The sequence below is a fragment of the Paraburkholderia sp. BL18I3N2 genome, assembly GCF_003001875.1.
Taxonomy (GTDB): domain Bacteria; phylum Pseudomonadota; class Gammaproteobacteria; order Burkholderiales; family Burkholderiaceae; genus Paraburkholderia; species Paraburkholderia phytofirmans.
In genome coordinates, this window is sequence record NZ_PVNC01000022.1 from 19388 (window position 1) to 45303 (window position 25916).

The 25916-nt window shown below is 65.6% G+C and carries 20 protein-coding genes; 15 read left to right on the forward strand and 5 right to left on the reverse strand.

What is annotated here, in order from left to right:
- The first annotated feature begins 128 nt into the window (after positions 1-128).
- From B0G75_RS34380 to hpnK, 3 genes are read left to right on the forward strand one after another with little or no spacing between them, the layout of a single operon-like run.
- Entirely contained in the window at positions 129-479 is a 351-nt protein-coding gene (locus B0G75_RS34380) for a hypothetical protein (RefSeq protein ID WP_106314278.1), read from the forward strand.
- Between the two features lie 12 nt (positions 480-491).
- Positions 492-1781, forward strand: coding sequence for a bacteriohopanetetrol glucosamine biosynthesis glycosyltransferase HpnI (hpnI, locus tag B0G75_RS34385; RefSeq protein ID WP_106314279.1), 1290 nt, complete (start codon positions 492-494; stop codon positions 1779-1781).
- Positions 1771-2595, forward strand: a complete 825-nt coding sequence (gene hpnK, locus B0G75_RS34390; protein ID WP_106314280.1) for a hopanoid biosynthesis-associated protein HpnK — start codon at positions 1771-1773, stop codon at positions 2593-2595. Before hpnI ends, hpnK begins: the two co-directional genes overlap by 11 nt.
- A gap of 140 nt (positions 2596-2735) precedes the next feature.
- On the opposite strand, the gene B0G75_RS34395 is transcribed toward hpnK, so the two are convergent.
- The 3 genes from B0G75_RS34395 to B0G75_RS34405 are packed head-to-tail and all read right to left on the reverse strand — an operon-like array spanning position 2736 to position 8336.
- A complete protein-coding gene (locus tag B0G75_RS34395; protein ID WP_106314281.1) occupies positions 2736-5786 on the reverse strand; it encodes an efflux RND transporter permease subunit in 3051 nt (1016 codons plus the stop codon).
- Positions 5783-6904 carry an efflux RND transporter periplasmic adaptor subunit gene (locus B0G75_RS34400; protein WP_106314282.1) on the reverse strand — a complete coding sequence of 374 codons (1122 nt, stop codon included), beginning with the start codon at positions 6902-6904 and terminating at the stop codon, positions 5783-5785. Before B0G75_RS34400 ends, B0G75_RS34395 begins: the two co-directional genes overlap by 4 nt.
- On the reverse strand, positions 6894-8336 hold the full coding sequence (locus B0G75_RS34405) for a TolC family protein (protein WP_258194834.1): 1443 nt from the start codon (positions 8334-8336) through the stop codon (positions 6894-6896). The genes B0G75_RS34400 and B0G75_RS34405 overlap by 11 nt, the downstream gene beginning before the upstream one ends.
- A 254-nt stretch (positions 8337-8590) precedes the next feature.
- On the opposite strand from B0G75_RS34405, the gene B0G75_RS34410 reads away from it, so the two are divergent.
- Both B0G75_RS34410 and B0G75_RS34415 read left to right on the forward strand, forming a co-directional pair.
- The gene (locus B0G75_RS34410) at positions 8591-9250 is read left to right on the forward strand and encodes a response regulator (RefSeq protein ID WP_106314284.1); all 660 of its coding nucleotides are present in this window, start codon (positions 8591-8593) and stop codon (positions 9248-9250) included.
- On the forward strand, positions 9250-10614 hold the full coding sequence (locus tag B0G75_RS34415) for an ATP-binding protein (RefSeq protein WP_106314285.1): 1365 nt from the start codon (positions 9250-9252) through the stop codon (positions 10612-10614). Before B0G75_RS34410 ends, B0G75_RS34415 begins: the two co-directional genes overlap by 1 nt.
- Positions 10615-10639: 25 nt before the next feature.
- Here B0G75_RS34415 and B0G75_RS34420 read toward each other — a convergent pair whose 3' ends face one another.
- Positions 10640-11629: a LysR family transcriptional regulator gene (locus B0G75_RS34420; protein WP_106314286.1), complete on the reverse strand. Its 990-nt coding sequence runs from the start codon at positions 11627-11629 to the stop codon at positions 10640-10642.
- Positions 11630-11935: 306 nt separating this feature from the next.
- Between B0G75_RS34420 and B0G75_RS34425 the strand changes: the two genes are divergently transcribed.
- The 9 genes from B0G75_RS34425 (at position 11936) to B0G75_RS34465 (ending at position 24075) form a co-directional block, all read left to right on the forward strand.
- Positions 11936-13420: a UbiD family decarboxylase gene (locus B0G75_RS34425; RefSeq protein WP_106314287.1), complete on the forward strand. Its 1485-nt coding sequence runs from the start codon at positions 11936-11938 to the stop codon at positions 13418-13420.
- The gene (locus B0G75_RS34430; RefSeq protein ID WP_106314288.1) at positions 13413-14039 is read left to right on the forward strand and encodes a UbiX family flavin prenyltransferase; all 627 of its coding nucleotides are present in this window, start codon (positions 13413-13415) and stop codon (positions 14037-14039) included. The genes B0G75_RS34425 and B0G75_RS34430 overlap by 8 nt, the downstream gene beginning before the upstream one ends.
- Positions 14036-17074: a molybdopterin cofactor-binding domain-containing protein gene (locus B0G75_RS34435; RefSeq protein WP_106314289.1), complete on the forward strand. Its 3039-nt coding sequence runs from the start codon at positions 14036-14038 to the stop codon at positions 17072-17074. Before B0G75_RS34430 ends, B0G75_RS34435 begins: the two co-directional genes overlap by 4 nt.
- Positions 17071-17892 (forward strand): xanthine dehydrogenase family protein subunit M, encoded by an 822-nt coding sequence (locus tag B0G75_RS34440; protein ID WP_106314290.1) that lies wholly within the window; start codon positions 17071-17073, stop codon positions 17890-17892. Before B0G75_RS34435 ends, B0G75_RS34440 begins: the two co-directional genes overlap by 4 nt.
- A 32-nt stretch (positions 17893-17924) precedes the next feature.
- Positions 17925-18446 carry a (2Fe-2S)-binding protein gene (locus B0G75_RS34445; RefSeq protein ID WP_106314335.1) on the forward strand — a complete coding sequence of 174 codons (522 nt, stop codon included), beginning with the start codon at positions 17925-17927 and terminating at the stop codon, positions 18444-18446.
- The gene (locus B0G75_RS34450; RefSeq protein ID WP_106314291.1) at positions 18439-20016 is read left to right on the forward strand and encodes an AMP-binding protein; all 1578 of its coding nucleotides are present in this window, start codon (positions 18439-18441) and stop codon (positions 20014-20016) included. The genes B0G75_RS34445 and B0G75_RS34450 overlap by 8 nt, the downstream gene beginning before the upstream one ends.
- A 3-nt stretch (positions 20017-20019) precedes the next feature.
- Positions 20020-20826: an enoyl-CoA hydratase/isomerase family protein gene (locus tag B0G75_RS34455; RefSeq protein WP_106314292.1), complete on the forward strand. Its 807-nt coding sequence runs from the start codon at positions 20020-20022 to the stop codon at positions 20824-20826.
- A 45-nt stretch (positions 20827-20871) separates the two neighbouring features.
- On the forward strand, positions 20872-22605 hold the full coding sequence (locus B0G75_RS34460) for a GMC family oxidoreductase (protein ID WP_106314293.1): 1734 nt from the start codon (positions 20872-20874) through the stop codon (positions 22603-22605).
- Between the two features lie 93 nt (positions 22606-22698).
- A complete protein-coding gene (locus B0G75_RS34465; protein WP_106314336.1) occupies positions 22699-24075 on the forward strand; it encodes an MFS transporter in 1377 nt (458 codons plus the stop codon).
- Here the strand turns inward: B0G75_RS34465 and B0G75_RS34470 are convergent.
- Positions 24072-24995, reverse strand: coding sequence for a LysR family transcriptional regulator (locus tag B0G75_RS34470; RefSeq protein ID WP_106314294.1), 924 nt, complete (start codon positions 24993-24995; stop codon positions 24072-24074). The genes B0G75_RS34465 and B0G75_RS34470 overlap by 4 nt on opposite strands.
- Positions 24996-25172: 177 nt before the next feature.
- Between B0G75_RS34470 and B0G75_RS34475 the strand changes: the two genes are divergently transcribed.
- Complete coding sequence (locus B0G75_RS34475) at positions 25173-25916, forward strand: ProQ/FinO family protein (protein WP_106314295.1); 744 nt, start codon at positions 25173-25175, stop codon at positions 25914-25916.

The following is a 25916-nucleotide window of genomic DNA, read 5'->3' on the forward strand; positions in this document are numbered from 1 at the left end:
GGCAAGCGCCGACCGTAATCTGAAGTTTAACCATGCTGTTCATTACCCGCTTTATACGCTTTCTTCCTTAAGGTTTCCTTCAGCTTGGATCGCTACTATCGCCCCTCAACAGGTCACGAGACCCAGTCATGAAGCCAGCCACCGTCGACATGCTGCGCGCCCACCTGCTGGTGGCCTCGCTCACCGCCATGGGCGCCGAGGTGCTCGCGTGCCTCGCGCTGCTGGTACTGCCGGTTTCGCAGAGCGCCCTCAGCTCCCTGCCGTTCCGGCTGCTCGCCATTGCTGTGATTCTCAGCGGCGTGATCGTGACGCGCCAGTTCGCGCATGCCGCCTTCGAACTCGCGCTGGACAGCCGCTTTGCCACGGGCGCGAGCCGGCCTTCGCGACCGGTCGCGATCGCCGTGGATTGTCCGCGGCGCTGGCTCGTGATTCTTCATCTGCGCCTGACCGGCAGGCCGTTCGTGCTGGCCGAGCACTGACGGAACGGGACGATGGCGGCGCACCCAGTGACGGCATGCCAATGGGTCCTGTTGGCTGTCTGCTCGATCGCGTCCCTTTACGCGTTGCTGGCGGCGGTCGCGATGCCGTTTTTTGGCTCGCGCAGCGGCGCGGCGAGTCGCGCCGCATATTTCCCTGCGCACGTTTCGCCTACGCACGTTTCGCAGCCGCAGCATCGCTTCGCGCGGGTCGGCGTAAGCGTACTCAAGCCGCTGTGCGGCGCGGAGCCGCGTCTGTACGACAATCTGCGGACCTTTTGCGACCAGCATCATGAGCATTTTCAACTCGTGCTCGGCGTGTCGTCACCGGACGATCCCGCGATTGCCGTGGTGCGCCGTCTGCAGGCCGCCTATCCCTTGCACGATATCGAACTCGCGATCGACACGCGCGTGCACGGCAGCAATCTCAAGGTCAGCAATCTGATCAACATGGCGGCGCGGGCGCGCCATGACGTGATCGTGATAGCGGATAGCGACATCGCCGTCGAAGCCGATTATCTCGACAGCGTGGCCGCGCCGCTCGCGGATCCGCGCGTGGGCGTGGTCACGTGTCTCTACGTGGCGCGTGGCATCGGCGGCTTCTGGCCGCGCGTGGGCGCGCTCTTCATCAACGAATGGTTCGCGCCGTCGGTGCGGGTCGCGCACGCGGCCGGCTCGCGCCGCTTCGGCTTCGGTGCGACGCTTGCGTTGCGGCGCGCGACGCTCGAACGCATCGGCGGTTTCGAGGCACTGAAAAACTGTCTCGCGGACGATTACTGGCTGGCCGAACACGTGCGCGCCCTCGGCCTGCAAACCGTGCTCTCGCGCGTCATGGTGGCCACCGACGTGATCGAGCCGACGTTTGCCGCTTTGTGGCAGCGCGAGACCCGCTGGCTGCGTACGATCCGCTCGGTGAATGCACCGGGTTTCGCGTTCCTCTTCATTACCTTTCCCACGCCCTGGCTCGTTGCCGGCGCGTGGCTCAGCGCCGGTCTCGCGGCCACTTCGTCAGACGCGGTGCACACGTGGGCCGCGTTCACGAGCGCGAGCGGAGCGGCCGCGGGCCTCGCCGCGCGTCTGCTGATGCATCTGCGCTCGGCGCGTCGTGAGCGCACCTTCTGGCGCGATCTGCCGCTGGTGCCGTTGCGTGATGCGTTGCTGGCGTTGCAGTGGTGCGCCGCCGTGTTCGGCTCGCATGTGACGTGGCGCGGCGCGCGTGTGCCTGTCCAAACTTCGACGTCGAAGGCCGCGCGCAACGGCGCATTGAATGTGATGGATGTGATGGAGGCGTCGGATGGCGGCTAAGCCACGCGCATTGATCGTGACCGCCGACGATTTCGGTCTGCACGCGCGAGTGAATCTGGCCGTGGAGCGAGCGCATCGCGACGGCGTGCTGACTGCCGCGAGCCTGATGATCGGCGCACCGGCCGCGCGCGACGCGGTGGCGCGCGCCCGCGCGTTGCCGCGCTTGCGTGTCGGCCTGCATCTGGTCTTGGCCGACGGCGACGCGGTCTCGCCGCGCGCGGGGATTGCGGCCTTGCTCGACGAGCATGGCCGCTTCGGCGACAACATGGTGCGCGATGGCGTGCGGTTCTTCTTTTTACCGCACGTGCGCAAGCAGCTTGCGCGGGAAATTCGCGCGCAGTTCGATGCCTTTGCGCAGACCGGCCTGACGCTCGATCATGTCAACACGCACAAGCATTTTCATTTGCATCCGACCGTGCTGGGACTGATTCTGGAAATCGGCCGCGAGTATGGGATGAAGGCGATGCGCTTGCCGTTCGAGGCGAATGCGCCGCTGTGGTTGCGGCCGTGGATCGCGCGAGTCAAGGTGCGCCTCGATCGCGCTGGCATTGCGCATAACGATTATGTGGTGGGGATCGCGGATAGCGGCCGGATGGATGAAGCGGCGTGGCTGGCGGCGCTCGCCGATCTGCCGCATGGGGTGGGCGAGATTTACTGCCATCCCGCGGTGGCGGGCGAGCGGGCGTTGAGCGACGGGATGAAGACGTACCGGCACGAAGATGAACTGCACGCGTTGTTGTCGCCGAAGGTTGCGATGGCGATTCGTGCGGCGCAAGTGCGAGTTGGCGGGTTTGGGGATGTGCTGAAGGCGTAGATCTCCCGCTGCGTGAACCGTGAACCGTGAACCGTGAACCGTGAACCGTGAACCGTGAACCGTGAACCGAGTCCGGGGCGCACCCGCGGCGAGCCGCAGGCGCACGGACCGGACAGGCCACCCAGGCCGTGAATTCCAACCTAAATCGCTTCCTTCTTCATCAACAACTTCAACAGCACCGGCAGCAACAGCAACACCAGCGGCAACTGCACAATCAAGCCGGAAATAATCGCGATCGCCAGCGGCTGCTGCATTGCCGAACCTTGCCCCAGTGCAAAAGCCAGCGGCAACAGCGCCAGGATCGCGGCAATCGTCGTCATGGCGATAGGGCGCAGACGATTTCGGCCGGCGCTCAGCAGCGCGTCCTCGAAAGGCATCTCGTCGTCCCGCACGAGCCCCTGCAACTCCGACACATAAAAAATCGCCACCTCGGTCACGATGCCGATGATCATCGTCATCCCCATCATCGCGGAAATGTTCAGCTCGATACCGGTGATCCATAAGCCGATGAAAACCGCGCCCGCCGCAAGCAACGGCATCGCCATGACGGCTAGCGCGACGCGAAAACGCTCGTAGAGAAACAGCAGCAAGCCGAACACGAGCGCAATCGCCGCGCCGAACACGCTCAGCAGCCCTTTGAACGCAATCTGCTGCTGCTGATACAGACCGCCCAATTCGTAATACACGCCGCTGGGCAACAGGCTCTTATCGCTGAGCGTCTTCTGCACGTCGGCGATCGTCGAGCCCAGATCGCGGCCGTCGATGCGCCCGGTCACCGCCACCATCCGTTTGAGATTGTCGCGGCTGATTTCCGGCTGGCCGGTCACCGTCACCCGGTCGGCGACGCGATCGAGCGCGAACAGATGGCCGTCGGGCGCGCGAATCTGCAACTGTCCCAGTTGCGTATCCGTGAGCTTCATCGCGCCGGCCACGCGTACGCGCACGCCGACCGTTTTCGGGCCGCTCTGGAATTGCGTGGCCACATTGCCTTCCACCATGTCGGACACGGCCTGCGCGATCGATTGCGGGTCCATGCCCTCGGCCGCTGCCGCTTCCGGGCGGATGTGCAGTTCGAGGGCGTCGCCGGCCGGATTGATGCCGTCGTTCACATCCACCACGCCCTGAATCTTGCCGATTTGCGCCGCCACCTTGCGCGCGGTCGTCTCGAGCGTGTTCGGGTCGTCGGAATAGATCTTGATCTGGACCGGCTGCGGCACCGCCGTCAGGTCGCCGATCAGGTCCTCCATCAACTGCGCGAGTTCGATACTCACGCCGGGCACCTGTGTCTCGACCTTCGAGCGGATTTCTTCCATCACGGTGTCGATCGGCTCGCGGTTGGCGGACTTCAGCCGCACGAAGAAGTCACCCTTGTTGGGCTCGTTCAGATCGCCGCCGAGACCGGCGCCGGTACGGCGCGAATAGGTCGCGACATTCGGATTCGCGCGGATGATCCCTTCGATCTGCTTCATCAGCCGATCGGTCTCGGTCACCGACGTGCCCGGTTCGGTGTGGTAATCGAGCACGAAACCGCCTTCGTCCATGCTCGGCATGAAACCGCTCCCGACGCGCGTGAACGCGAACGCGGCCACCACGATCAGCGGCAGCACGCCCAGCAGCACGAGCACCGGCCGCGCGTTGACGCGCTCGACCAGAAACGCGTAGCGACGGTTCATCCACGAGGCGAAGCGGGTTTCCTGATGTTCCTCGGCGTCTTTCGGTTTCAGCCAGCGGTCGCACAGAATCGGCACCGCGAGCCACGTGACGAGAAACGAAATGAACAGCGCGCTCGCCATGGTGACGGAGAGCGCCTTGAAGAACGCGCCCGTCACACCGGATAGAAACGCCAACGGCACGAAAATGATCAGCGTCGCCGCCGACGACCCCGCCAGCGGCCGCGTGAATTCGAGCGCCGCCGCCATCACGCGGCCATGAAAAGCGCGCGCGCCGCCTTCGCGCATGCGCCGCACGATATGTTCGATCATCACGATCGCGTCGTCGATCACGAGACCGACGGCGGCGGCCATGCCGCCGAGCGTCATGATGTTAAAGCCCATGCCGAACACGTCGAGCAGCAGGATCGTTGCGGCCATCACCACGGGCACCAGCGCGACGGCGATGGCGGTGATCTTCCAGTTGCGCAGAAAGGCGAATAGCGTCAGCGCCGCCAGCACCACGCCGATCATGATCGCGTCGCGTACGCTGGTGGCCGAGGCGATCACCAGTTCGCTCTGCTCGTACCAATTCGAAAGATGCACGCCGGCCGGCATCTGGTGCTGGAAGTCGGCGAGCTTCGCGCGAATCGCTTTGGCCATCGCCACGCTGTTCGCGCCCGGCTGCTGGTACACGTTGATAAGCACGGCGTCCTGGCCGTCGGCGGTGACGCGCATCCATTGCGGCACCACGCCCTGGCGTACGGTCGCGATGTCGCCGAGGCGGATCTGTGTCGCGCCGCTCGCCGACACCACGACGTTGCGCAGTTCGTCGAGCCGCGTAATGGTGGTGTCGGCGATCACGAGATAGAGCTTGTAGTGATCCTCGATGCGGCCGTTCGCCATCAGCACATTGCTCGCGCCGATCGCCTTCGACACATCGGCGAGCGAGAGTTTGTACGCGGCGAGCCGCGCGGGATCGATCGCGACTTCGAACTCGTCCTGCGCCCCGCCCATCACGTCGACACGCGCCACGCCTTCCACCGAAGACAGCAACGGCCGCATCTGGAACTGCGCGAGGTCGTGCAGCGCGGAGAGCGATTGCTGCTGCGAAGTCAGGCTGTACGCCAGCACCGGAAACACGGTCGGGTCCATACGCCGCACCTGCATCGAGGTGCCTTGCGGCAGCGTCGCGAGAATCTCGCTGATGGCCGACTGCGCCTGCAAGGTGGCTTGCGCCATGTCGGTGCCCCAGTCGAAGTTGATCGAGATTTCCGCCGCGCCGCGGCTCGTCTTCGATTCGACGTCGCGCGCGTTCGGCACGCGCCGCAGCGCTTCTTCGACGGGCATCGTGACGAGCGTGGCCATCTGCTCGGCGGGGCGGTCGCCCGCGTCGAGCGAAACGACCGCGCGCGGAAACGCGACGTTCGGGAACAGCGAGATCGGCAGGCGGAACGCGGTCAGTGCGCCCGCTATCGCCAGCAATGCGATCACGAACAGCAGCGAGCGGCGATGCTTCTGCATCCATTGACCGAAATTCATCGCGGCGCGCCTCCGCCGGTGCGCACCGCCATGCCGTCCCTTAACTCATAGTTGCCGCTGACCACGAGGCCTTGCGCCGCGTCGAGCGCGCCATCCACGCCGTAGCGCTCGCCGTTCTCGACCTGCAGGGTCACTGCCACGCGGCGCGCCTTGTTCTGCGGCGTGATCTGGAACACGTATGCGCCTTTGTCGTCTTTCAGCACGGCGGCGCGCGGCACGATCCAGTGCGTGCCGTTGCGGGTCGCGATGTCGGCGCTCACGCGCGTGCCGGGAATAAAGGCCGTCTGACCAAGCGGCACGTTCGCACCGACGTCGACGAGCTGGCTCTGCTGATCGACCGACGCGCCCACCAGTGCCACGTGGCCGTTCGCCGAAGTCCTGGCAAGCGACGTCGACAGGCCGTGCAACGTGACAATGTCGCCGGCGTGGATCGCGGCGGCATCGGCGGGCTCGACGCCGAGCATCACGTTGGCGCGCGCGTCCTTGCCGCTGCCGCCGGCAAGTTGCAGGATCGCCGTGCCGGGTTGGACCTGATCGCCTTGAGCGGCCGAAACTTGCAGCACGACGCCGTCGTTCGGCGCGGTGATGATCTTGTTGCCGTTTGCCACGCCGGTCTGATTTTGCGCGGCGAGCGCCTGCTGCGCGTCGTCGGCGGCCTTGCGGGCGCTGGCGAGTTGCGATTGTGTGGCGAGCCCTTTGTCGTACAGCGATTGCGTGCGCGCCAGTTCGCCTTGTGCGAGCGTCACGGCGCTTTTCGCCTGGGTGGCCGCGAGCACGGCGGCAGGGTCGGCCTGCACGACGAAGAGCGGCGTGCCGCGCGTCACCGTTTGCCCGGACTGCACGCGCATCTGCACGATGCGCGCGGTGTACGGCAGATTGACGGTGGTGAGGTTCGACGCCGACGCGGCGACGATGCCATACGCCCGCACCGGCTGCGCGATCTCGGCGCGTTGCACGCGCACGGTCTGCACGGCGACCACGGGTTGATCGGCGGCGTCGGCGGCGGGCGTTGCGGCGCTGGCCGTTTGAGCACCGGCGCACGGCAGCGCGGCGCAGGCGATAGCAATCGCGCCAGCGGCAAGGCGTGGCCGCAGCGCTGAAATCAGGCTATTTCGCATGAGTGTCGGTGAAGGTGAGAGCGGTGGAGTAGGCGTCGGGAATCGCGCTGCCGAGCAGCGCCTGTAAGCCAACGCGTTGTTCGGCGAGCGACTCGCGCAAGGTCGCGACGTCGATCTGTTTGGTCAGCGCGGCGCTTTGCGCGTCGGTGTAGGCGCCGAGCGCGAGGTTGTGTTCCGAGTAGGCCGCGGCCGCGTGCTGGGCGGCGACGTCTACCTCGGGTAACGCGGCTTCGGTCTGCTGCAACTGCCGCGTGAGGATCGCGTTGTCCGCGCGCAGATGCGCGACGTCGGCGTAGGCGCTGTTCAGCCGCGTTTGGTATTCGTCGCGCAAACGCTGGCGGGTCGCCTGCTCGATCGCGACATTGCCCTGGTTGCGGTTGAAGATCGGCAGGCTGAGGTTGATCTGGAAACCGCTCGTATAAATGTTCGACGTGTCGCGTGCCCGCACGAAGCCCACCGACAGACTCGGGAACTGGCTGAGAATCGCGGCGCGATATTTCTGCTCCTGCGCCTCGTAGCCTGCTTGCAGCGCGATCAGATCCGGGCGGCGTCGAGGCAGTCCGGCGAGCGCGGCATCGAGGGTCGTGTCGGAGAGCGGTGCGATGTTTTCGCCTCCGGCGAGTTGCAGTTGCACCTCGGGCGAGATGCCGAGCAGCGCGTTCAGATCGTGGTGCGTTTGCTCGGATGCGCGTTCGGCATCGGTGTATTGTTTGCGGGCGTCGCTATAGGCGGTGAGCGCGGCGGTGAGCGTATCGTCGGTGAGATTGCCGTCCCGGCGCGCTTCGGCCATGCGTTCGTAGCGCGTGCGCGCCAGATCGCGCTGGCGCTGCAAAAGCGGCAGCGTGTCCTGCTGGAAGCGCGATTTGATGAACAGCTGCCGCGCCTGCGCGACGATCTGCCATTCCTGCCACAGCAGGCCGAGATCGGTCTTGGCTACGGTGGCGTCGGCGGATTGTTTATTGGCGCTGCGCAGCACGATCGCCATCACGTCCATGCTCAAGCCGTAGCTGAACGCGCGCGTGGTGCCGATCTGGCCGGGGTAATCGCTCGCTATGCTCAGCTGCGGGTCCGGCAGCAGACCTGCCGAATAGGCTTGAGCGCGGGCGATGCCAAGGTCGTCGCGAGCCAGCTTGAGGTCGGGATTGTTGGCGACCGCGAGCATTGCGACCTCGTCGATATCGAGCCCGTCGGATGGGTCGAAGCGGTGCGCAGCGAGTTCCGGCAACGGCATGCTTGCCGGATCGATACGGATGCGTTCGAGCGAATGGGCGGAGGTGGACGTATCCTGTGGCGCGAGCGGCTCGCGGTGATACCACGTGCAGCCGCCCATCATCAGTGCGCAAAGCGGCGCGCAAAGCGGCACGAGAGCGCGCAGCTGTGCGTAGGGTCGCAGCGCGGGTTCGATCGCTGGCCTCGCGGCCGAAGCAAACATGGACACGACCGCTGATATAACCGCTCGCGCGGCTTTGATAACGGGCAAAATCCGGCTCCTGAATGAAGAGTGCGGCATCCGGAAAGGGATGCCGGAATACAGGAGGCGATTCTGCTGATGGACTGCTTAAGACATGCTTAACGCCAATTTAAGCCTCCCTTCAGCGTCCCTTCAGCAAAACCTAAGCAAACCATAAGGAAGCGTTAAGCTACCGGGCGGGACAATGCCGGAGCCAACAAGGGAGAGGAGAGACCATGCGTCTGCTACTGGTCGAAGACGACGACATGATCGCGGAAACGGTATTGGGCGCGATGCGCCGCGCCGGCTACGCGATCGACTGGGCCGAAGACGGCCGCGCGGCGGAGTTGTCGCTGGGCAACGGCGTGTACGACCTCGTGCTGCTGGATCTTGGTTTGCCGAAGAAGGACGGCATCGATGTCCTCAACGCCTATCGCAAGAACGGCGGCGCCGCGCCGGTCATCATCCTGACGGCTCGCGACGCCGTCGACGAACGCATTCGCGGCCTCGACGCCGGCGCCGACGACTATCTGATCAAGCCGTTCGACCTCGACGAACTGGCCGCGCGCGTGCGTGCGCTGCTCAGACGCCGCACTGGACAGAAGCAGCCGGTGTACGCGCACGGCGAGCTCACGCTCGACCCCGCCGCGCACGAGGTCACCAAGTCCGGCGAACCGCTGCCGCTCGTGCCGCGCGAATTCGCGCTGCTGCAGGCGCTGATCGAAGAACCCACGCGCGTGTTCACCAAGGCCGAACTCGAAGAGAAGCTGTACGGCTGGGGCGAGGAAGTGGGCAGCAATACCATCGAAGTGCACGTGCACAGTTTGCGGCGCAAGATCGGCGCGGACCAGGTGGTGACCGTGCGCGGCGTGGGTTACCGTCTGAAGAGGTGCTGATGACGTCGATTCGCCGCTGGCTGCTGGGCTGGCTGATCTTCGGTCTGGCGGCTGCCTCGGGCGTGGCCGGCTACGGCATCTTCCATACGGCGCGTGAGGAAGCGAGCGAACTGTTCGACTTCGAATTGCGCACGATCGCACTGTCGCTGCCATCCAATCTCGCCGGCGCGGGCGACGGCGAACATCGCGGCCCCGACCTGGGCGGTCTGGCTGACGACCGGGTCGTTATCGAAATCTGGGACCGCGCCGGCAAGCTGATCTATCACTCGCTGCAGGCGCCGGTGTTCGCGCGCCAACCCCCGGGTTACGACACGGTGGAGCGCGGCGAGTATCACTGGCGCACATTCGCCGTGCAGCAGGGGGAACGCTATATTCAGGTGGCGCAACCCATTTCCGTGCGCGAGGACCTCGCGATGCGGCTCGCGCTGCACACGCTCTGGCCGCTCGGCGTGCTGGTGCCGGCGACGATCGTGCTAGTGCTGCTGGTAGTGGCGCGCGGGCTGGCGCCGATCGGCGGGCTGTCGCGCGCGCTGGCCACCCGTACGATCGATTCACTGGAACCGTTGCGCCTGGACGGCAGCGTGCCGGTCGAGATCAAGCCGCTGGTCGAAGCGCTCAACGATCTGCTGCAGCGGCTGCACACGGCGTCGCAGGCGCAACGCACGTTTATCGCCGATGCCGCGCACGAATTGCGCTCGCCGCTCGCCGCATTGAAGCTGCAATTGCAGGCCGCTTCACGCGACGGCTCGTTAAAGGGCGAAGGGCAAACGCTCGAACGCGTCGAAGGGCGCGTCAACCGCATCATTCATCTGGTGCAGCAACTGCTGACGCTGGCGCGCGAAGACGCGCATCCGGTCACGTCGATGGTGCCGGTCAGCCTGCGTCGAATCGGCGAGCAGGCGGTGGGCGATTTTTCGCTGCTGGCGGAAACGAAGGAGATCGACATAGGCCTGGAGTGCGAGGGCGCGCGCACGGAGGGCGATGCTTATACCGTGCTGGCCGAGCCGCACGGCATGAGCGTGCTGCTGGGCAATCTGATCAACAACGCGATCCGGCATACGCCGCGCCGCGGCCGCGTCGATGTGATCCTCAAGCGTGACGGTACGCGCGTCGGCTTCGAAGTCGCGGATACCGGCTCGGGCATTCCGGAGCCCGAACTCGAACGGGTCTTCGATCGTTTTTATCGCGGCGAAGAGGCGCAAGGCGAGGGCAGCGGTCTCGGCCTCGCGATCGTGTCGCGCATCGCCGAGCGGCATCAGATGGATCTGTCTCTGGGCAACAACGAAGGCCAGCCCGGCTTGCGGGTGTCCGTGTCCGGTCTGAAGGCGCATGACGTCGGCGCGCCGGTCGCCCTTAAAACCTGACGGTGTTCAATTCGCACCGCCACGTTCAAGCGCTGCGTTCGTTGCTTGACGAAAACGCTGGACGTGGATCATTCGACCCATCACCGGACGGCGCGCTCAGCGTCGCGTCCAGTTCGGACGCGCTCGACACCAGGCGCAATTCGTCGGCGATGATCGACACGAGCGCGTCCGCCGCGGCGCTCAACGGGCGTCGTGGATGGCTCACACACACGATATGCCGCACGATGCGCGGCGCGAGAATCGGATAGGCGCGCAGGCTGCCCAGGCGCACCGCGCGCTGCACGGCGATACGCGGCAGGATGGTCGCGAAGTGGGTGGTTTCCACCAGCTTCACGATCGTGCTCAACACGTCGATCTCGAAGCGCGGCGCGAGCAGCACGTCTTCATGCTGTGCCGCCGTATCGAGCACGCCACGCAAGCCGTGACGCTTGGTGGGCAGCACCAGTTCCAGGTCCGGCAGTTGCGCGAGTTCAATGACGTGCGGCAACTCGGGGCCGTGCTCGGCGCTCGTTACCAGCACCATTTCCTCGTCGAGCAAGGGCTGCGCGTCGAGTGAGAGGCGCGCGCGCGGTTTGTTGATCAACGCCGCGTCGAGCTGGCCGCCCGCCACCCAGTCGATGAAGGTCGCGCTATAGCCGTCCGCCACGGTCACTTCCACGTGTGGATAACGCGCGTGAAAACGCGACAGCGCATCGGCCAGCACGCTTTCCGTAACCGATGCGATCAGTCCAATCGACACATGGCCGGTCACCACCTCGTCGCGCTGCACGAGTTGCTGACGGGCGTGCGCGAGATCGCGCATGATCGGCAGAAAGAGCCGGTACATCAGCCGGCCTGCGGCTGTCGGCGCCATGCCGTGTGCGTTGCGCTCGAAGAGCTGCTGGTGCAGTTCGTCCTCGAGTTTGGCGATCTGCATGCTGAGCGCGGGCTGCACGATGTTCAGGCGTTTCGCTGCCCGCGTGACCGAACCGTCCTCGAAGAGCGCGATGAAATACTGGATTTGCCTGAGGTCCATGCTGGTATGAATAAAACATCAACAAACGTAATGAGAATGGCGCGCCGTATCAGATAAAGACAGGAACTGCGCTCCGCGAATGCTCCGGAACCCTGGCTACGATTCCGCAGAATGCGCCGCAAGCCGCCCGGTGTCTATTGATATCCCGCCTACAATTGGCTGTCATTGGTGCTAACGCGCATATCATCGGGAATGATTCGACGCATCAATAATCAGTATTAGAAGTTATAAGGCAATCTCGTTACGCTTCCATCATCAACTGGCTGTCCGGTTCGGACATGAAGCCGGGCACGGATGGAGACGTAGATGAATACTCGCGACGCCGCATCGCACGGTAATTTCCAACTGACGTGGGGCCGCCCGTCCGGCGCGCTCACGCTGCGTGACTGGCTGGCGCATCTGGCCCGCACGGACCGGGTGGCCACGATCGACCAGCCGGTGGCGCTCGAACACGAACTTGCCGCGATTGCCAAGCGCCTCGACGGCACGCAGGCAGCGTTCTTCACGAAACCGGGCGGACACGACGTGCCGGTGGTCAGCGGTTTCATGTCGCGCCGCGCCTGGATCGCCGAAGCAATGGGTGTGGCCGAGGCCGATCTACTGACGCGCTTTCGCGACGCGGCCGATCAGCCGCTTGCCTCGAAGGAAATTTCACGCGCCGAAGCGGCCTGCCAGCAGGTCGTGCATACCGGCGGCATCGATCTTCACAAGCTGCTGCCGATTCCCACCCACAGCGAACACGACAACGGACCGTACATCACCGCGGGTCTCGTGATCGCGCGCAATCCGCGTACCGGCGTGCAGAACGTGTCGATCAACCGCATTCAGGTGCATGGGCCCGACCGCATGGCGATCCTGCTGCTGCCGCGCCACCTGTACGCATTCCAGAAAGCCGCGGAAGAGGCGGGCGATGCGCTTGACGTCGCCATCGCGATCGGCGTCGATCCGCTGACGATGCTCGCCTCGCAAGCCATTTCCCCAATCGATTCGGACGAACTGGAAATCGCCGGCGCGCTGCATGGTGCGCCGCTGCCGGTGGTCAAGTGCGTGAGCAATGGCGTGAATGTGCCCGCCTTCGCCGAGATCGTGATCGAAGGGCGCATTCTGCCCAACGTGCGCGAACTGGAAGGCCCGTTCGGCGAATTCCCCAAGTACTACAGCGCGCAGGAAGCGCGTGAAGTGATCGAAGTCACCGCGGTGACGCATCGCGAGAAGCCGATCTTTCATACGATCGTGCCGGCGGAAATGGAGCATCTGCTGCTCGGCGCGATTCCGCGCGAGGCGACTCTGCTCGCACATCTGCAACGTAGTCATCCTAATGTAAAGGACGTGCATCTGTCCGTCGGTGGCGTGTGCCGCTATCACCTGTGGGTGCAGTTCGAGAAGAAGCGCGAAGGCGAAGCGAAGAACGTGATTCTGTGCGCGTTCGGCGCGCACTACGACATCAAGCAGGTGGTCGTGGTCGACACCGATGTGGACGTGCACGATCCGGCGGAAATCGAATGGGCCATCGCCACGCGCTTCCAGGCCGATCGCGACCTGGTCGTGATCGGAGGCGCGCAAGGTTCGCCGCTCGATCCGTCGACCACCGTCGGTCAGCCGGAAGACGCGCCGCCGCATTTGCAAGGCGTGAGCGCGAAGATGGGACTCGACGCCACGCGGCCTGTGGTGTATCCGTCGCACGTGTTCACGCGGGTGCGCATTCCGGGCCAGGACACGGTAAATCTGGACGAACTCGTTGCCGCCGACAACACCGCGTTCGATACCTATCTGGGTGGCGCGCATGACTGAGCACGCACACAAGCCTCAGCGCATTGTCGTCGGCATCTCCGGCGCGAGCGGCGCGTCGATCGGCGTGCGGCTGCTTGCGGCGTTGCGCCGCCTCGGCACGCACGAGACGCATCTGATCGTGTCGGCCTCCGGCGCGGTCACGGCGGCGCAGGAACTCGGCCTGACGCGCAGCGACCTCGACAGTCTCGCCGACGTTGTCTACAACGTGCGCGACATCGGCGCGGCGGTGGCGAGCGGTTCGTTCATCACGGCGGGCATGGTGATCGCGCCGTGCTCGATGAAGACGCTCGCGGGCGTGGCCAACGGTTTCGCCGACAACCTGCTCACGCGCGCCGCCGATGTGATGCTCAAGGAGCGCCGCCGGCTCGTGCTGGTCGCGCGCGAAACACCGCTCAACCTCGCACATCTGCGCAACATGACTTCCGTGACGGAGATGGGCGGGATCGTGATGCCGCCGGTGCCCGCCTTCTACGCGCATCCCAAGACGATCGAGGACGTGGTCGATCACACGGTGGGGCGCATTCTCGATCTGTTCGCGATCGAACATCGCGAGATCGCGCGGCGCTGGAACGGACTCGCTGACGAATTCACGGAGCGCCGCTCGGGAGTGGACGAATGAATCAGCGCGACTTGATCAACGCAGGCGACACCGCGACGCATGAACGCGATCCGGAACTGGACAAACGCCCCCAACGGCATCTCGGCCGTCCGATGGAGCGTCTGGAAGATCCCGCGATTCTCACCGGCCACGGCCGTTACGGCGACGACATCGGCATCCGTCCGGGCACGCTGCACGCCGCGATCCTGCGCTCGCCGCACGCGCATGCGGAACTGGTGTCGATCGACACCGATGCCGCGTCGAAACTGCCCGGTGTCCACGCGATCCTGACACGCGACGACCTGCGCGCCTGGTCGCGGCCTTTCGTGGTCGGTGTGAAATCGCCGATGGAACAGTGGGCGCTCGCGATGGACCGTGTGCGCTATGTCGGCGAACCGGTGGCGGTGGTGCTGGCGCAATCGCGCGCCTTGGCCGAAGACGCGCTCGATCTGCTCAAGGTCGAGTACGCGACGCTCGATCCGGTCACATCGATCGAGCAGGCGGCGAGCGATGAGTCGCCGGTGTTGCACGAGAAAGTGGGCAGCAACGTGATCAGCGACCGGCACTTCCGCTACGGCGAGCCGGAAGCCGCGTTTGAGAAGGCGCCGCATCGCGTGAAACTGGTCGCGCACTATCCGCGCAATACCTGCGCGCCGATCGAATGCGGCGTGGTGATCGCGGAGTATCTGGCAGGCGACGAAGGCTACGACGTCACGTCGAATTTCATGGGCCCGTTCTCGCTGCACGCGGTGATGGCGATGGCGCTCAACGTGCCCGCCAACCGTCTGCGCCACAAGGCGCCGCGCGATTCGGGCGGCAGCTTCGGCGTGAAGCAGGCGGTGTTTCCGTACGTCGTGCTGATGTGTCTCGCCTCGCGCAAGGCGGGCGCTCCGGTGAAATGGGTCGAGGACCGGCTCGAGCATCTGAGTGCGGCCACCTCCGCGACCGCGCGCGTCTCGACGCTCGAAGCCGCCGTGGAAAGCGACGGCCGCATCACGGCGCTCTCCTACGATCAACTCGAAGATTGCGGCGGCTATCTGCGCGCGCCGGAACCGGCCACGTTCTATCGCATGCACGGCTGTCTGACCGGCGCGTATGCGATCGACAATCTGCTGGTGCGCAACCGCGTCGTGCTGACCAACAAGACGCCGACGGGTCTGGTGCGCGGCTTCGGCGGACCGCAGGTGTACTTTGCGCTCGAACGGCTGATGCAGCGCATCGCGCTCGAACTGAAGCTCGATATGCTCGACGTGTACCGCCGCAATTTCGTCGCCGCCGATGCGTTCCCGTATCGCGCCGCAGCGGGCGCGCTGCTCGACTCGGGCAACTATCAGGAAGCGCTGCGCCGCGCGCTGGCCGAAGGCGGCTACGACGAACTGCGCGCGCGCCGCGAGGCGGCACGCAAGGAAGGGCGGCTGTACGGGATCGGCTTTGCGGCGATCGTCGAACCGTCGGTGTCGAACATGGGTTACATCACGACCGTGATGCCCGCCGAGGCGCGCAAGAAAGCCGGGCCGAAGAGCGGCGCGATCGCCAGCGCGACCGTGAGCGTCGATCTGCTCGGCGGCGTGGTGGTGACGATTGCATCGACGCCCGCGGGCCAGGGGCATATGACGGTGTGCGCGCAGGTGGTCGCGGACGTGCTCGGCGTTTCGCCGCAGGATGTTGTCGTCAATGTCGAATTCGATACGCACAAGGACGCGTGGTCGGTGGCGGCGGGTAACTATTCCAGCCGCTTTGCCGGCGCGGTGGCGGGCACGGTGCATCTCGCGGCCGTGCGGGTGCGCGACAAGATCGCGCGAATCGTGTCGAAGCAGATGGGCTGCGCGCCCGACGATATCCGTTTCGAAGAGGGCCGCATCTTTGCAAGGGGCGCCGAGGACCGCGCGCAGCCGTTCGGCCGCGTCGCCGCCAATGCGCCGCATTGGGCGCCCGCGCTGTTGCCTGAAGGCGAAGAGCCCGGCCTGCGCGAGACAGTGTTCTGGAATCCGCCGAACATGGCCGCGCCGGATGAGAACGATCGTGTCAACACGTCGGCGGCCTACGGTTTTGCTTTCGACATGTGTGGCGTCGAAGTGGATCGCGCCACCGGCCGCGTGCGGATCGACCGCTACGTCACCGCGCACGACGCCGGCACGCTGCTGAACCCGGCGCTCGCCGACGGCCAGATTCGCGGCGCGTTCGCGCAAGGGCTCGGCGCGGCGTTGATGGAGGAGTTTCGTTACGGCTCGGACGGCAGCTTCCAGTCGGGCACGCTGGCCGACTATCTGATGCCGACCACCTGCGAAGTGCCCGATCCGGTGATCGTGCATCTGGAAACACCGTCGCCGGTCACGCCGCTCGGCGCGAAGGGCCTCGGCGAAGGCAACAACATGAGTACGCCGCCGTGCATCGCGAATGCGGTGGCGGATGCGCTCGGCGTCGAGGATATCCGTCTGCCGCTGACGCCTTCGAAGGTGATGGCGCTGATCGGCATCGACGATCCGGAGCCGTCGCGACCCGAGTTCCGTGAAGCGCCCGCCGCCAGGCCCGCGACGCCGGGTAGCGGCAAGGCGCTCACCGCGCAAGGCAGCGTCGACCTGCCGGCGTCGCCGGAAGCGATTTTTGCCGTGCTGCTCGATCCGAACGCGCTCGCGAAAGTGATACCCGGCTGTCACGCGCTCGAAGCCGAAGGCACGAACCAGTATCGCGCGGACGTGACGGTCGGCGTCGGCATGATCAAGGCGCGCTTCGAAGCGAAGATCGGCCTGTCTGAAATCGACGCGCCGCATCGGCTGCGTCTGGCGGGCGCGGGCATGTCGTCGCTCGGCAGCGCACGCGGCAGCGGCCTCGTCGAACTGACGCCGATCGAAAACGGCACGCGTCTTTCCTACGACTACGAAGCCCAGGTGTCGGGCAAGGTCGCGGCAGTGGGCGGACGCATGCTCGAAGGCGCGGCCAAGGTCGTGTTGCGGCAACTGTTCGAATCGCTCGGCCGTCAGGCAGCGGGCAAACCGGTTCACACCGGCGGCTCGTGGCTCTCGCGCCTCTTGGCCCGTTTCAGGAGACAGGCATGAAACCCGCGCCGTTCGATTATCTGCGCGCCATGACGACGCAGCATGCGCTCGACGCGCTCGCGCAAAGCGGCGAAGACGCCCGCGTGCTGGCCGGCGGCCAGTCGCTGATGGCGGTGCTGAACATGCGGCTCGCGCAGCCGCGCATGCTGATCGATATCTCGCGCACCGACGAGTTGAACTCGGTGCGTGCCGATCACAAGGCCGGCTTGCTGACAGTCGGCGCGGCGGCGACGCAAGGCAGCGTCGAGTGGCGCGAAACGCTGCGCGACGAAGTGCCGTTACTGGCGATGGCGTTCCCGCATATCTCGCACTTCCAGATCCGCAATCGCGGCACGGTATGCGGCTCGGTGGCGCATGCCGACCCGAGCGCGGAACTGCCGCTGGTGCTGGCCGCGCTCGGCGGCGACGTGATGCTGCGCTCGAAAAAGAAACATCGCGTGCTGCCGGCCGGCGAGTTTTTTCAAGGCATGTTGATGACCGCGCGCGAGCCGGACGAACTGGTCGAAGCCGTGCGCTTTCCGCTGAAGCGGCCGGGCGAACGCTACGGCTTCACGGAATTCTCCGCGCGCCACGGCGACTTCGCGATGGTCGCCTGCGCGGCCGTCGTGACGAGCGATTCGATCCGCCTGGCGGTGGGCGGCGTCGCGGACAGGCCGGTGGTCGAGCAATGGCCGCGTCTGCGTGACGAGGACCTGCGCGGCGCATTGAACGATTTGAGCTGGAAACTGGGCGCGCAGGACGACGCGCATATCAGCGCGGCGTACCGCCGGCATCTGGTCCGGCAACTGGGATGGCGCGTGATCGAGGAGGCGAAGTGAGCAAGACATCGAACGGCAACGTCGTGCACGTGATGCGGCAGGGCGACCGGCAATGCGTCACGCTGACGCTCAATGGCCGTGAACGCAGCGGCTATTGCGAGCCGCGCGAGCTGCTGTCGGATTTTATCCGTCAAGAACTGGGCGCGACCGGCACGCACGTCGGCTGCGAGCATGGCGTGTGCGGCGCGTGCACGGTGCATGTGGACGGCGTGGCGGGACGCTCGTGCCTGATGCTGGCGGTGCAGGCCGATGGCCGCCGCATCGACACCGTGGAGGGACTCGCGCCCGACATGCAACTCGGCGATCTGCAGCAGGCGTTCCAGCGGCATCACGCGTTGCAGTGCGGCTTCTGTACGGCCGGGATACTGATGTCGTGCGCGGACTATCTGCAACGTGTGCCCGATCCGAGCGAAGCCCAGGTGCGCGACATGCTCTCGGGCCATCTGTGCCGCTGTACGGGCTATACGCCGATCGTCGCAGCGGTGCTCGACGTGGCGGCACGGCGCCGGCAAGGCAACGCGGCTGGTGAAACCGTGGAGGCCGCTCATGCTTGACCTCGGCCGAACTTTTTTACAGAGCGTTGAACGCAGCCCCAATGCGCTCGCTATCGTCGACGGTGAACTGACGCTGACGTACGCGCAGTGGCACCGGCTCATCGTGAAGGTGGCCGAAGGTCTGCGCGGCCTGGGTCTCGCGCATGGCGACCGCTTGCTGGTCGTACTGCAGAACCGCTGGGAAATGGCGACCCTGCATTGGGCCTGTCAGTTCGCGGGCGTGGTGATTGTGCCGCTGAACTGGCGCGCGAAACCCGATGAACTCGAATACTGCGTGACCGACGCCGGCGTGAAAGCCATTGTGTACGAGCCGGTGTGCGCCGACGCCGTCGCGCAAAGTCCCGCAGCGCAACGTCTGCCGCGTATCGGTCTCGACGACGTGCAAGGCCGCACCGCGAGCTTCGAAACGCTGATGGCCCAGAGCACGCCGGACGCGCTGAACGCCGGGCATACCCGCGCGAATGCCGACGACTACTCGCTGATTCTCTACACCTCAGGCACCACCGGCAAGGCCAAAGGCGTGCCGCGCCGTCATCGGCATGAACGCGCCGCCGCGCTCGCGCATGTCGCACAGAATCTGTACGGCCACGGCGAACGCACGCTCGGCGTGATGCCGCTTTATCACACCATGGGCGTGCGCTCGCTGCTCTCGATGGCGTTGGTGGACGGCCTGTTCGTCTGCGTGCGCCGCTGGAATGCGCGCTTCGCACTCGATGCGATCGCGCAGCACAAGCTCACCTGCCTTTACCTGGTGCCGACGCTGTATCACGATCTGCTGGCCGATCCGGCTTTCGCGCCGACGGATACGTCCACGGTGAAGAAGCTCGGTTTCGCCGGCGCGCCGATGAACGACGGTTTGCTCAAGCGCCTCTCGGCGGCGTTCGAACCGGACCTGTTCGTCAATCACTATGGCTCGTCCGAGGTCTACACCTTCAGCATCGATCAGGACGCCACGCGCAAGCCGGGCAGCGCGGGGCGCGCGGGTATCAATACGCGTTTGCGCGTGGTCAGGCTCGACGCCCTTACGCCCGAAGACCTGGCGCAGGTGGGCGAAGAAGGCCAGATCATCGCCGACCTGCTCGGCGACGAAGCCTTCGAAGGCTACTGGAACCGTCCCGACGCGAACGCCAAATCGTTGCGCGACGGCTGGTACTTCACGGGCGACACCGGGTTCTTCGACGCCGAAGGCGACCTGTACGTGTCGGGCCGCGTCGACGACATGATCATCAGCGGCGGCGAGAACATTTCGCCGGTCGATATCGAGTCGGTGCTGTCGCTGCATCCCGCGGTCGACGAGGTTGCGGTGGCCGGCGTGAAGGACGAGCGCTGGGGCCAGCGCGTGGTCGCCTTCGTCAAACGCCGCGTCTACGTCGACGCCGACACGCTCGATGCCCATTGCCGCACCTCCGACCTCGTGAACTTCAAGCGTCCGCGCGAATACGTGTTCGTCGACGACATACCGAAGTCGCCGGTCGGCAAGATTCTGCGCCGCAAGCTGTCCGCCGGCGAGTACCAGCGCGACGCCCGCGGCGAAGCCATTGCACCTCATACCGAAACCACCAAGGAGTAACTCATGACCGATTTGACCCACCGCGGCCAGAGCCTGCTGCAGGACCTCGACGGATTTGCCATCGAGATCGACGCGCAACGCGAGCGGGCCGACATCATCCTGCACCGGCCGCCGCTGAACGTGATTTCGATGCACGCGCGCGACCAGTTGCGCGCCGCCTTCGAGGCGCTCGACGACGACCCGAGCGTGCGTGTGATCGTGGTGCGCGCCAAAGGCGAACATTTTTCGAGTGGCGGCGACATCAAGGGCTTTCTCGACGCATCGCCGGAAACCGTGTCGAAGCTCGCCTGGAATATCGCCGCGCCCGCGCGTTGCTCGAAGCCGGTGATCGCCGCCAATCGCGGTTTCTGTTTTGGTGTGGGCTTCGAACTGTCGCTTGCGTGCGATTTCCGCATTGCCACCGACACCACTTTCTACGCCCTGCCGGAACAGAAGCTCGGGCAGATTCCGGGTTCGGGCGGCTCGGCCCGTTTGCAGCAGATGGTCGGCATCGGTCGCACCAAGGACATCGTGATGCGCTCGCGCCGGATTCCGGGCAAGCAGGCTTACGAGTGGGGCATCGCGGTCGAATGCGTGGCCGACTCCGAACTCGAAGCGACGACCGACGCGCTGGTAAATGAATTGCGCGCGTTCTCGCCGCTCGCGCAACGCACCGCGAAGAAGCTGCTCAACGATACCGAGGACGCGCCGCTGTCGATCGCGATCGAACTCGAAGGGCACTCCTATAGCCGTTTGCGCGCTTCAGATGATTTCCGCGAAGGCGTCGAGGCGTTTCACGGTAAGCGCAAGCCGGTGTTTCGCGGTAGTTAAGGCGAACGTTGAGCACGGGCGAACCCAAATAAGGGAGACAGACGGATGGAGCGCTTCGATTACGTGATCGTTGGCGGTGGCTCGGCAGGGTGCGTGCTCGCGCATCGCCTGTCGGCAATTCCGTCGTTGCGCGTCGCGCTGATCGAAGCGGGCGCGGATACGCCGCCGGGCAAAGTGCCCGCGGCGATTCTCGACAGCTATCCGATGCCGGTTTTCTGCGGCGACGAATACATCTGGCCGCAGCTGAAGGCGAGCGCCACGCGCGGCGCCGCGCCTCGTGTGTACGAGCAGGGCCGCGTGATGGGCGGCGGGTCGAGCATCAACGTACAGTCGGCCAATCGCGGGCTGCCGCGCGACTACGACGACTGGGCCGCCAACGGTGCAACCGGCTGGGCATGGCAGGACGTGCTGCCGTATTTCCGCAAGCTCGAACGCGATGTGAATTTTCCCGCCGGCGAACTGCACGGCAGAGACGGCCCGGTGCCGATTCGCCGTATTCTGCCGGCATACTGGCCCGCGTTCTGCGATGCCTTCGCCAACGGCATGCGGAAAAACAGTTTCGCGGCCTTGCAAGATCAGAACGCCGAATTCGGCGACGGCTATTTTCCCGGCGCGTTTTCGAATCTCGACGACCGGCGTGTATCGACCGCAACGGCCTATCTGGACGAGGCGACGCGGCAGCGCCGCAATCTGCATATTTATGCTGACTTGCGCGTCGAGTCGATCGTCATGGAAGGGCGTGTCGCGCGCGGCGTGGTCGCGGTGGAGCGCAGCGGCGTGCGCCTCCGTTTCGAAGCCAATGAGGTGGTGGTCAGCGCGGGCGCGTTGCAATCCCCCGCGTTGCTGATGCGAGCCGGCATCGGCCCGAAGTCGGAACTCGACGCGCTCGGCATCGACTGCAAGGTCGATCTGCCGGGCGTGGGACGCAATTTGCAGGACCATCCGTCGCTCACGTTCTGTCATTTTCTCGAACGGCGTTTTCGCATGCCGCTGTCGCGCCGTCGCGCGAGTATGACGGCTGCGCGTTTTACCTCGGGCGTTGCGGGGTGCGATGAATCCGATCTGTATCTATCGAGTGCGACGCGCGCCGCCTGGCATGCGCTCGGCAACCGCCTCGGTTTGTTTTTTCTCTGGTGCAACCGGCCTTATTCGCGCGGCCGTGTGCAACTCGTGTCCGCTGATCCAGCGGTGGCGCCGCGCGTCGATCTGAATCTGCTCGACGATCCGCGCGATCTCGCGCGCCTCTCGTACGGCGTGCGGATGCTGACGAAGATCGTCGAGGCGTCGAGTCTCGGCGACAACCCGCGCGACTTTTTCCCGGCCGTGTTTTCACCGCGTGTGAAAGCGCTGAGCCGCGTCGGCAAGGGCAATGCGGCGCTGACTTCGCTACTCGGCATGCTGCTCGATACGCCCGCGCCGTTGCGGCGTCTGCTGATCGAGCGTTTCTTCACGCGTGGCCAGCGCATGTCGGCGCTGCTCGCCGAGCCCGGCGCGCTCGAAGACTTCATCCGCGCCAATGTGTTCGGCGTCTGGCACGCCAGCGGTACCTGCCGGATGGGCGACGCGCACGATGTCATGGCCGTGACCGACACGTCGGGCCGCGTGCACGGCGCGTACGGCCTGCGGGTGGTCGATGCCTCGCTGATGCCCAGGCTGCCTTCGGCGAACACGAATATCCCGACCATCATGATGGCCGAAAAAATCGCCGATGCGATGCTCGCGCGGCGCGCGGCAAACGCTGCACCGAATACGGCGCCGCTCACCGCGGCCTCGCCATAAGGTTTCTTAACACCACCAAGAGCACGCGCAAGAGAACGTGCCTCAAAACGGGGACGATCGAGAGACGACCCGCAGATAGTCAAGGAGATGACGATGTCCGTAGCAGCGCAAAATGGCGCCGCCTTGCCCGCGATTGACCAGCGGCAAGTGATGGGTGCGGTAATGGCCTCGTGCCTCGGCTGGGCACTGGATCTGTTCGATCTGTTCGTGTTGCTGTTCGTCGCACCGGTGGTCGGGCGGCTGTTCTTTCCGTCCGAGCACGCGATGCTCTCGCTCGCAGCGGTGTATGCGTCGTTTGCCGTGACGTTGCTGATGCGCCCGCTGGGTTCGGCATGGTTCGGCTCGTACGCGGACCGGCATGGACGCAAGGGGGCGATGATCATCGCCGTGGTTGGCGTGGGCCTCTCGACGGCCGCGTTCGGTTTGCTGCCGACCGTCGTGCAGGTGGGTCTCGTCGCGCCGATCCTGTTCCTCGCGCTGCGGCTCGTGCAGGGCGTGTTCGTGGGCGGCGTGGTGGCGTCGACGCACACCATCGGCACCGAATCGGTCGCGCCGAAATATCGCGGCGCGGTGTCGGGGCTGATCGGCGGCGGCGGAGCGGGGCTCGGCGCGTTGCTCGCCTCGCTCACGTATCTGGCGATGTCGGCGCTGTTTCCCGGCGCGGCGTTCGAGGTCTGGGGCTGGCGTTGCATGTTCTTCACCGGCATCATCAGCTCGGTGCTCGGCCTGTTCGTCTTCAGCAGTCTCGAAGAGTCGCCGCTGTGGAAAAAGCTCGCTGCCGAAAAGGCCGCCAAGGCCGCCGCGCAGAAGCTCGACACGCCGGTCGAAATCGTGCGCTCGCCGCTGCGCACGCTGTTTTCCCGCGACTATCGGTCGATTCTGTTCGTCAACCTGCTGCTGACCATCGGCGGCGGTAGCGGCTATTACCTGACCTCGGGCTATCTGCCCACCTTCCTCAAGGTGGTCAGCCACGCCCCGAATGGCGCCGCGGCGGCGATCCTGCTGATCTGCAGCGTGGCGGTCGTGATCGCGTCCGTGGCGGCGGGGCATCTGAGCACCTTCATCGGGCGCAAGAGCGCTTTCATCTGGCTCGGCCTGATTCGCCTGTTCGCGCTGCCCGCGCTGTTTCTGCTGCTGCCCACCGCGCAGAGCATCACGATGATCGGCGTCTACGCGGTGATTCTCAGCGCGCTCGGCAGCGCGGGCTATGCGCCGGTCCTGATTTTCCTGAACGAACGGTTCCCGACCGCGATTCGCGCGACCGGCACCGGGCTTTCATGGAACATCGGCTTCGCGATCGGCGGGATGATGCCGACCGCCGTCTCGCTGGTGGCGAAAGACGCGAGCGAGTTGCCGATGACGCTGGCGATCTTCGTCGGGGCGATCAGCGTGATTTTCCTGATCGGCGCGTTCGTCGTGCCGGAAACGCGCGGCCGGCTGGAGCAAGGCGCGGTGCGCGAGCCGGTTTAGCTCTCGGGTGGGTCGGCGGGCACGCCCGTCGTCACGCGCCGGATCTCCTCGCCGATGATCTCGATCAGCGCGTGCGCCGCGGGCCCGATCGGCCGCTTCGGATGGCTCACGCGGATGATGTGCCGCACGATCGGCGGCGACGTGATGGTGCGCGCGCACAGCACGCCTTCGTCGACCTTGCGCTGAACCACCACGCGCGGCAGGATCGTCGCGACGCTGCTCTGTTCGACGAACTGCACGATGGTGTTCAGCAGATCGATCTCGAACTTCGGTTTGATGACCACGTCCGCGGCCAGCAGCGCCGCGTCCAGCACGCCGCGCAGGCCGTTGCGGCGGGTCGGCAGCACCAGCTCGATGCCGCCCAGTTGCGCGGAATCGACCGCTGGCGGCAGGTCGGGGCCCAGCGCGGCACTGGTCACCAGCACCATTTCCTCGTCGGCCAGCGGCACCATGTCGAGCGTGAGGCGCCCGCGCGGCTTGTTGATGATGGCCGCATCCAGCCGGCCCGCTTCGACCGCGTCGATCAACTGCGCGCTGAATCCGTCGGCGACCGACACTTCGACTTGCGGGAACATCGCGTTGAACCTGGCGAGCGACTCCGGCAGCACGCTTTCCGCCTCCGACGACACCATGCCGAGCGACACGCGCCCCGTCACGATCGCGTCCTGGCGGCTCAACTGGTCGCGGGCCCGCTCGATATCGCGCATGATCGGCGTGTACAGGCGGTACATCTGGCGCGCCGCGTCGGTCGGCGTCATGCCGTGCGGGCCGCGTTCGAAGAGTTTCTGGCGCAATTCGGTTTCGAGCTTCGAAATCTGCATGCTGAGCGCGGGTTGGACGATATTGAGCCGTTTCGCCGCGCGCGTGACGGAGCCGTCTTCGAAAAGCGCGATGAAATACTGGATTTGCTTGAGGTCCATGAAGCCAGGGTGCGGAGGCGGGAAGGGGAAAAAGACGGCGGAAAGCGCCGCAGATACCGAGTTTAAACGCACCGCGCCGAGCATACGCGCAAGCCTGCGTGCGAGCCCGCGCGGTGTCGTCACGAATGTGTTTCCTTACACTGCTACAATCTCGTCTTTCTCGATCGATTGTGCGCTATGGGTTTCGAACAACTCGCTGAACTGAAGAAGCAATTGGCCGCGGCTCGCCGCGAGGCTGCGCCTGCCGCGAAGTCCGGCGCCAAGCCTGCTTCGAAGGACGCATCCAAGCCGGCCAAGGACGTTTCCAGGCCCGCTGCCAAGGATGCGGCCAAGCCGGGCGCGAGGCCTGCCCGCAAGCCCGCGCCGCCGCGCCGTGCCGCGCCCGCAGCCGCATCCGACGCCAAACCGGCGGTGGAGGCGAAGCCGGTGGACCCGGTGGTGAAATCGATCGGGCGGCTGCAGAAGCGCTTCCCCATTGCCTTCCCCAAGAATCCGGCGCCCAAGCTGCCGCTCAAGGTCGGTATTTTCGAAGACCTCGTGGTGCACGCCAAGGAACTGTCGCTGAGCGAAGCCGAGTTGCGCGACGCGATCAAGACGTGGTGCCGTGGCAGCCGCTACTGGAAATCTCTCGTGGAAGGCGCGGCGCGCGTCGATCTGACGGGCGCCGAGGCCGGTAAGGTCACGGCGCAGGAAGCCGCCGGTGCGCAGCGTCTGCAGGCGCATCGCGCGGGCAGGGGTGCGGCGAAGGCGGCAGCCGGCGCGGCGAATGCAAGCGCGAATGCGGCTGGCGAAGCAAGCGCGGAAGCGGCGGCTGAAGCAGTCACGCAAGCGTCCGCCGAGACGCCCGCGCAGCCGAACGCTGAAGCCGCCGTGCAAGCCGCTGCGGAAGCGGCGAACTCACCCGCCACCCGCGAAGCGTAA

Excerpts from the sequence above, each read along its gene's own strand:
- B0G75_RS34380 (WP_106314278.1), top strand. The coding sequence starts at position 129 with ATGAAGCCAGCCACCGTCGACATGCTGCGCGCCCACCTGCTGGTGGCC.
- hpnI (WP_106314279.1), top strand. The coding sequence starts at position 492 with ATGGCGGCGCACCCAGTGACGGCATGCCAATGGGTCCTGTTGGCTGTC.
- hpnK (WP_106314280.1), top strand. The coding sequence starts at position 1,771 with ATGGCGGCTAAGCCACGCGCATTGATCGTGACCGCCGACGATTTCGGT.
- B0G75_RS34395 (WP_106314281.1), bottom strand. The coding sequence starts at position 5,786 with ATGAATTTCGGTCAATGGATGCAGAAGCATCGCCGCTCGCTGCTGTTC.
- B0G75_RS34400 (WP_106314282.1), bottom strand. The coding sequence starts at position 6,904 with ATGCGAAATAGCCTGATTTCAGCGCTGCGGCCACGCCTTGCCGCTGGC.
- B0G75_RS34405 (WP_258194834.1), bottom strand. The coding sequence starts at position 8,336 with ATGTTTGCTTCGGCCGCGAGGCCAGCGATCGAACCCGCGCTGCGACCC.
- B0G75_RS34410 (WP_106314284.1), top strand. The coding sequence starts at position 8,591 with ATGCGTCTGCTACTGGTCGAAGACGACGACATGATCGCGGAAACGGTA.
- B0G75_RS34415 (WP_106314285.1), top strand. The coding sequence starts at position 9,250 with ATGACGTCGATTCGCCGCTGGCTGCTGGGCTGGCTGATCTTCGGTCTG.
- B0G75_RS34420 (WP_106314286.1), bottom strand. The coding sequence starts at position 11,629 with ATGGACCTCAGGCAAATCCAGTATTTCATCGCGCTCTTCGAGGACGGT.
- B0G75_RS34425 (WP_106314287.1), top strand. The coding sequence starts at position 11,936 with ATGAATACTCGCGACGCCGCATCGCACGGTAATTTCCAACTGACGTGG.
- B0G75_RS34430 (WP_106314288.1), top strand. The coding sequence starts at position 13,413 with ATGACTGAGCACGCACACAAGCCTCAGCGCATTGTCGTCGGCATCTCC.
- B0G75_RS34435 (WP_106314289.1), top strand. The coding sequence starts at position 14,036 with ATGAATCAGCGCGACTTGATCAACGCAGGCGACACCGCGACGCATGAA.
- B0G75_RS34440 (WP_106314290.1), top strand. The coding sequence starts at position 17,071 with ATGAAACCCGCGCCGTTCGATTATCTGCGCGCCATGACGACGCAGCAT.
- B0G75_RS34445 (WP_106314335.1), top strand. The coding sequence starts at position 17,925 with ATGCGGCAGGGCGACCGGCAATGCGTCACGCTGACGCTCAATGGCCGT.
- B0G75_RS34450 (WP_106314291.1), top strand. The coding sequence starts at position 18,439 with ATGCTTGACCTCGGCCGAACTTTTTTACAGAGCGTTGAACGCAGCCCC.
- B0G75_RS34455 (WP_106314292.1), top strand. The coding sequence starts at position 20,020 with ATGACCGATTTGACCCACCGCGGCCAGAGCCTGCTGCAGGACCTCGAC.
- B0G75_RS34460 (WP_106314293.1), top strand. The coding sequence starts at position 20,872 with ATGGAGCGCTTCGATTACGTGATCGTTGGCGGTGGCTCGGCAGGGTGC.
- B0G75_RS34465 (WP_106314336.1), top strand. The coding sequence starts at position 22,699 with ATGTCCGTAGCAGCGCAAAATGGCGCCGCCTTGCCCGCGATTGACCAG.
- B0G75_RS34470 (WP_106314294.1), bottom strand. The coding sequence starts at position 24,995 with ATGGACCTCAAGCAAATCCAGTATTTCATCGCGCTTTTCGAAGACGGC.
- B0G75_RS34475 (WP_106314295.1), top strand. The coding sequence starts at position 25,173 with ATGGGTTTCGAACAACTCGCTGAACTGAAGAAGCAATTGGCCGCGGCT.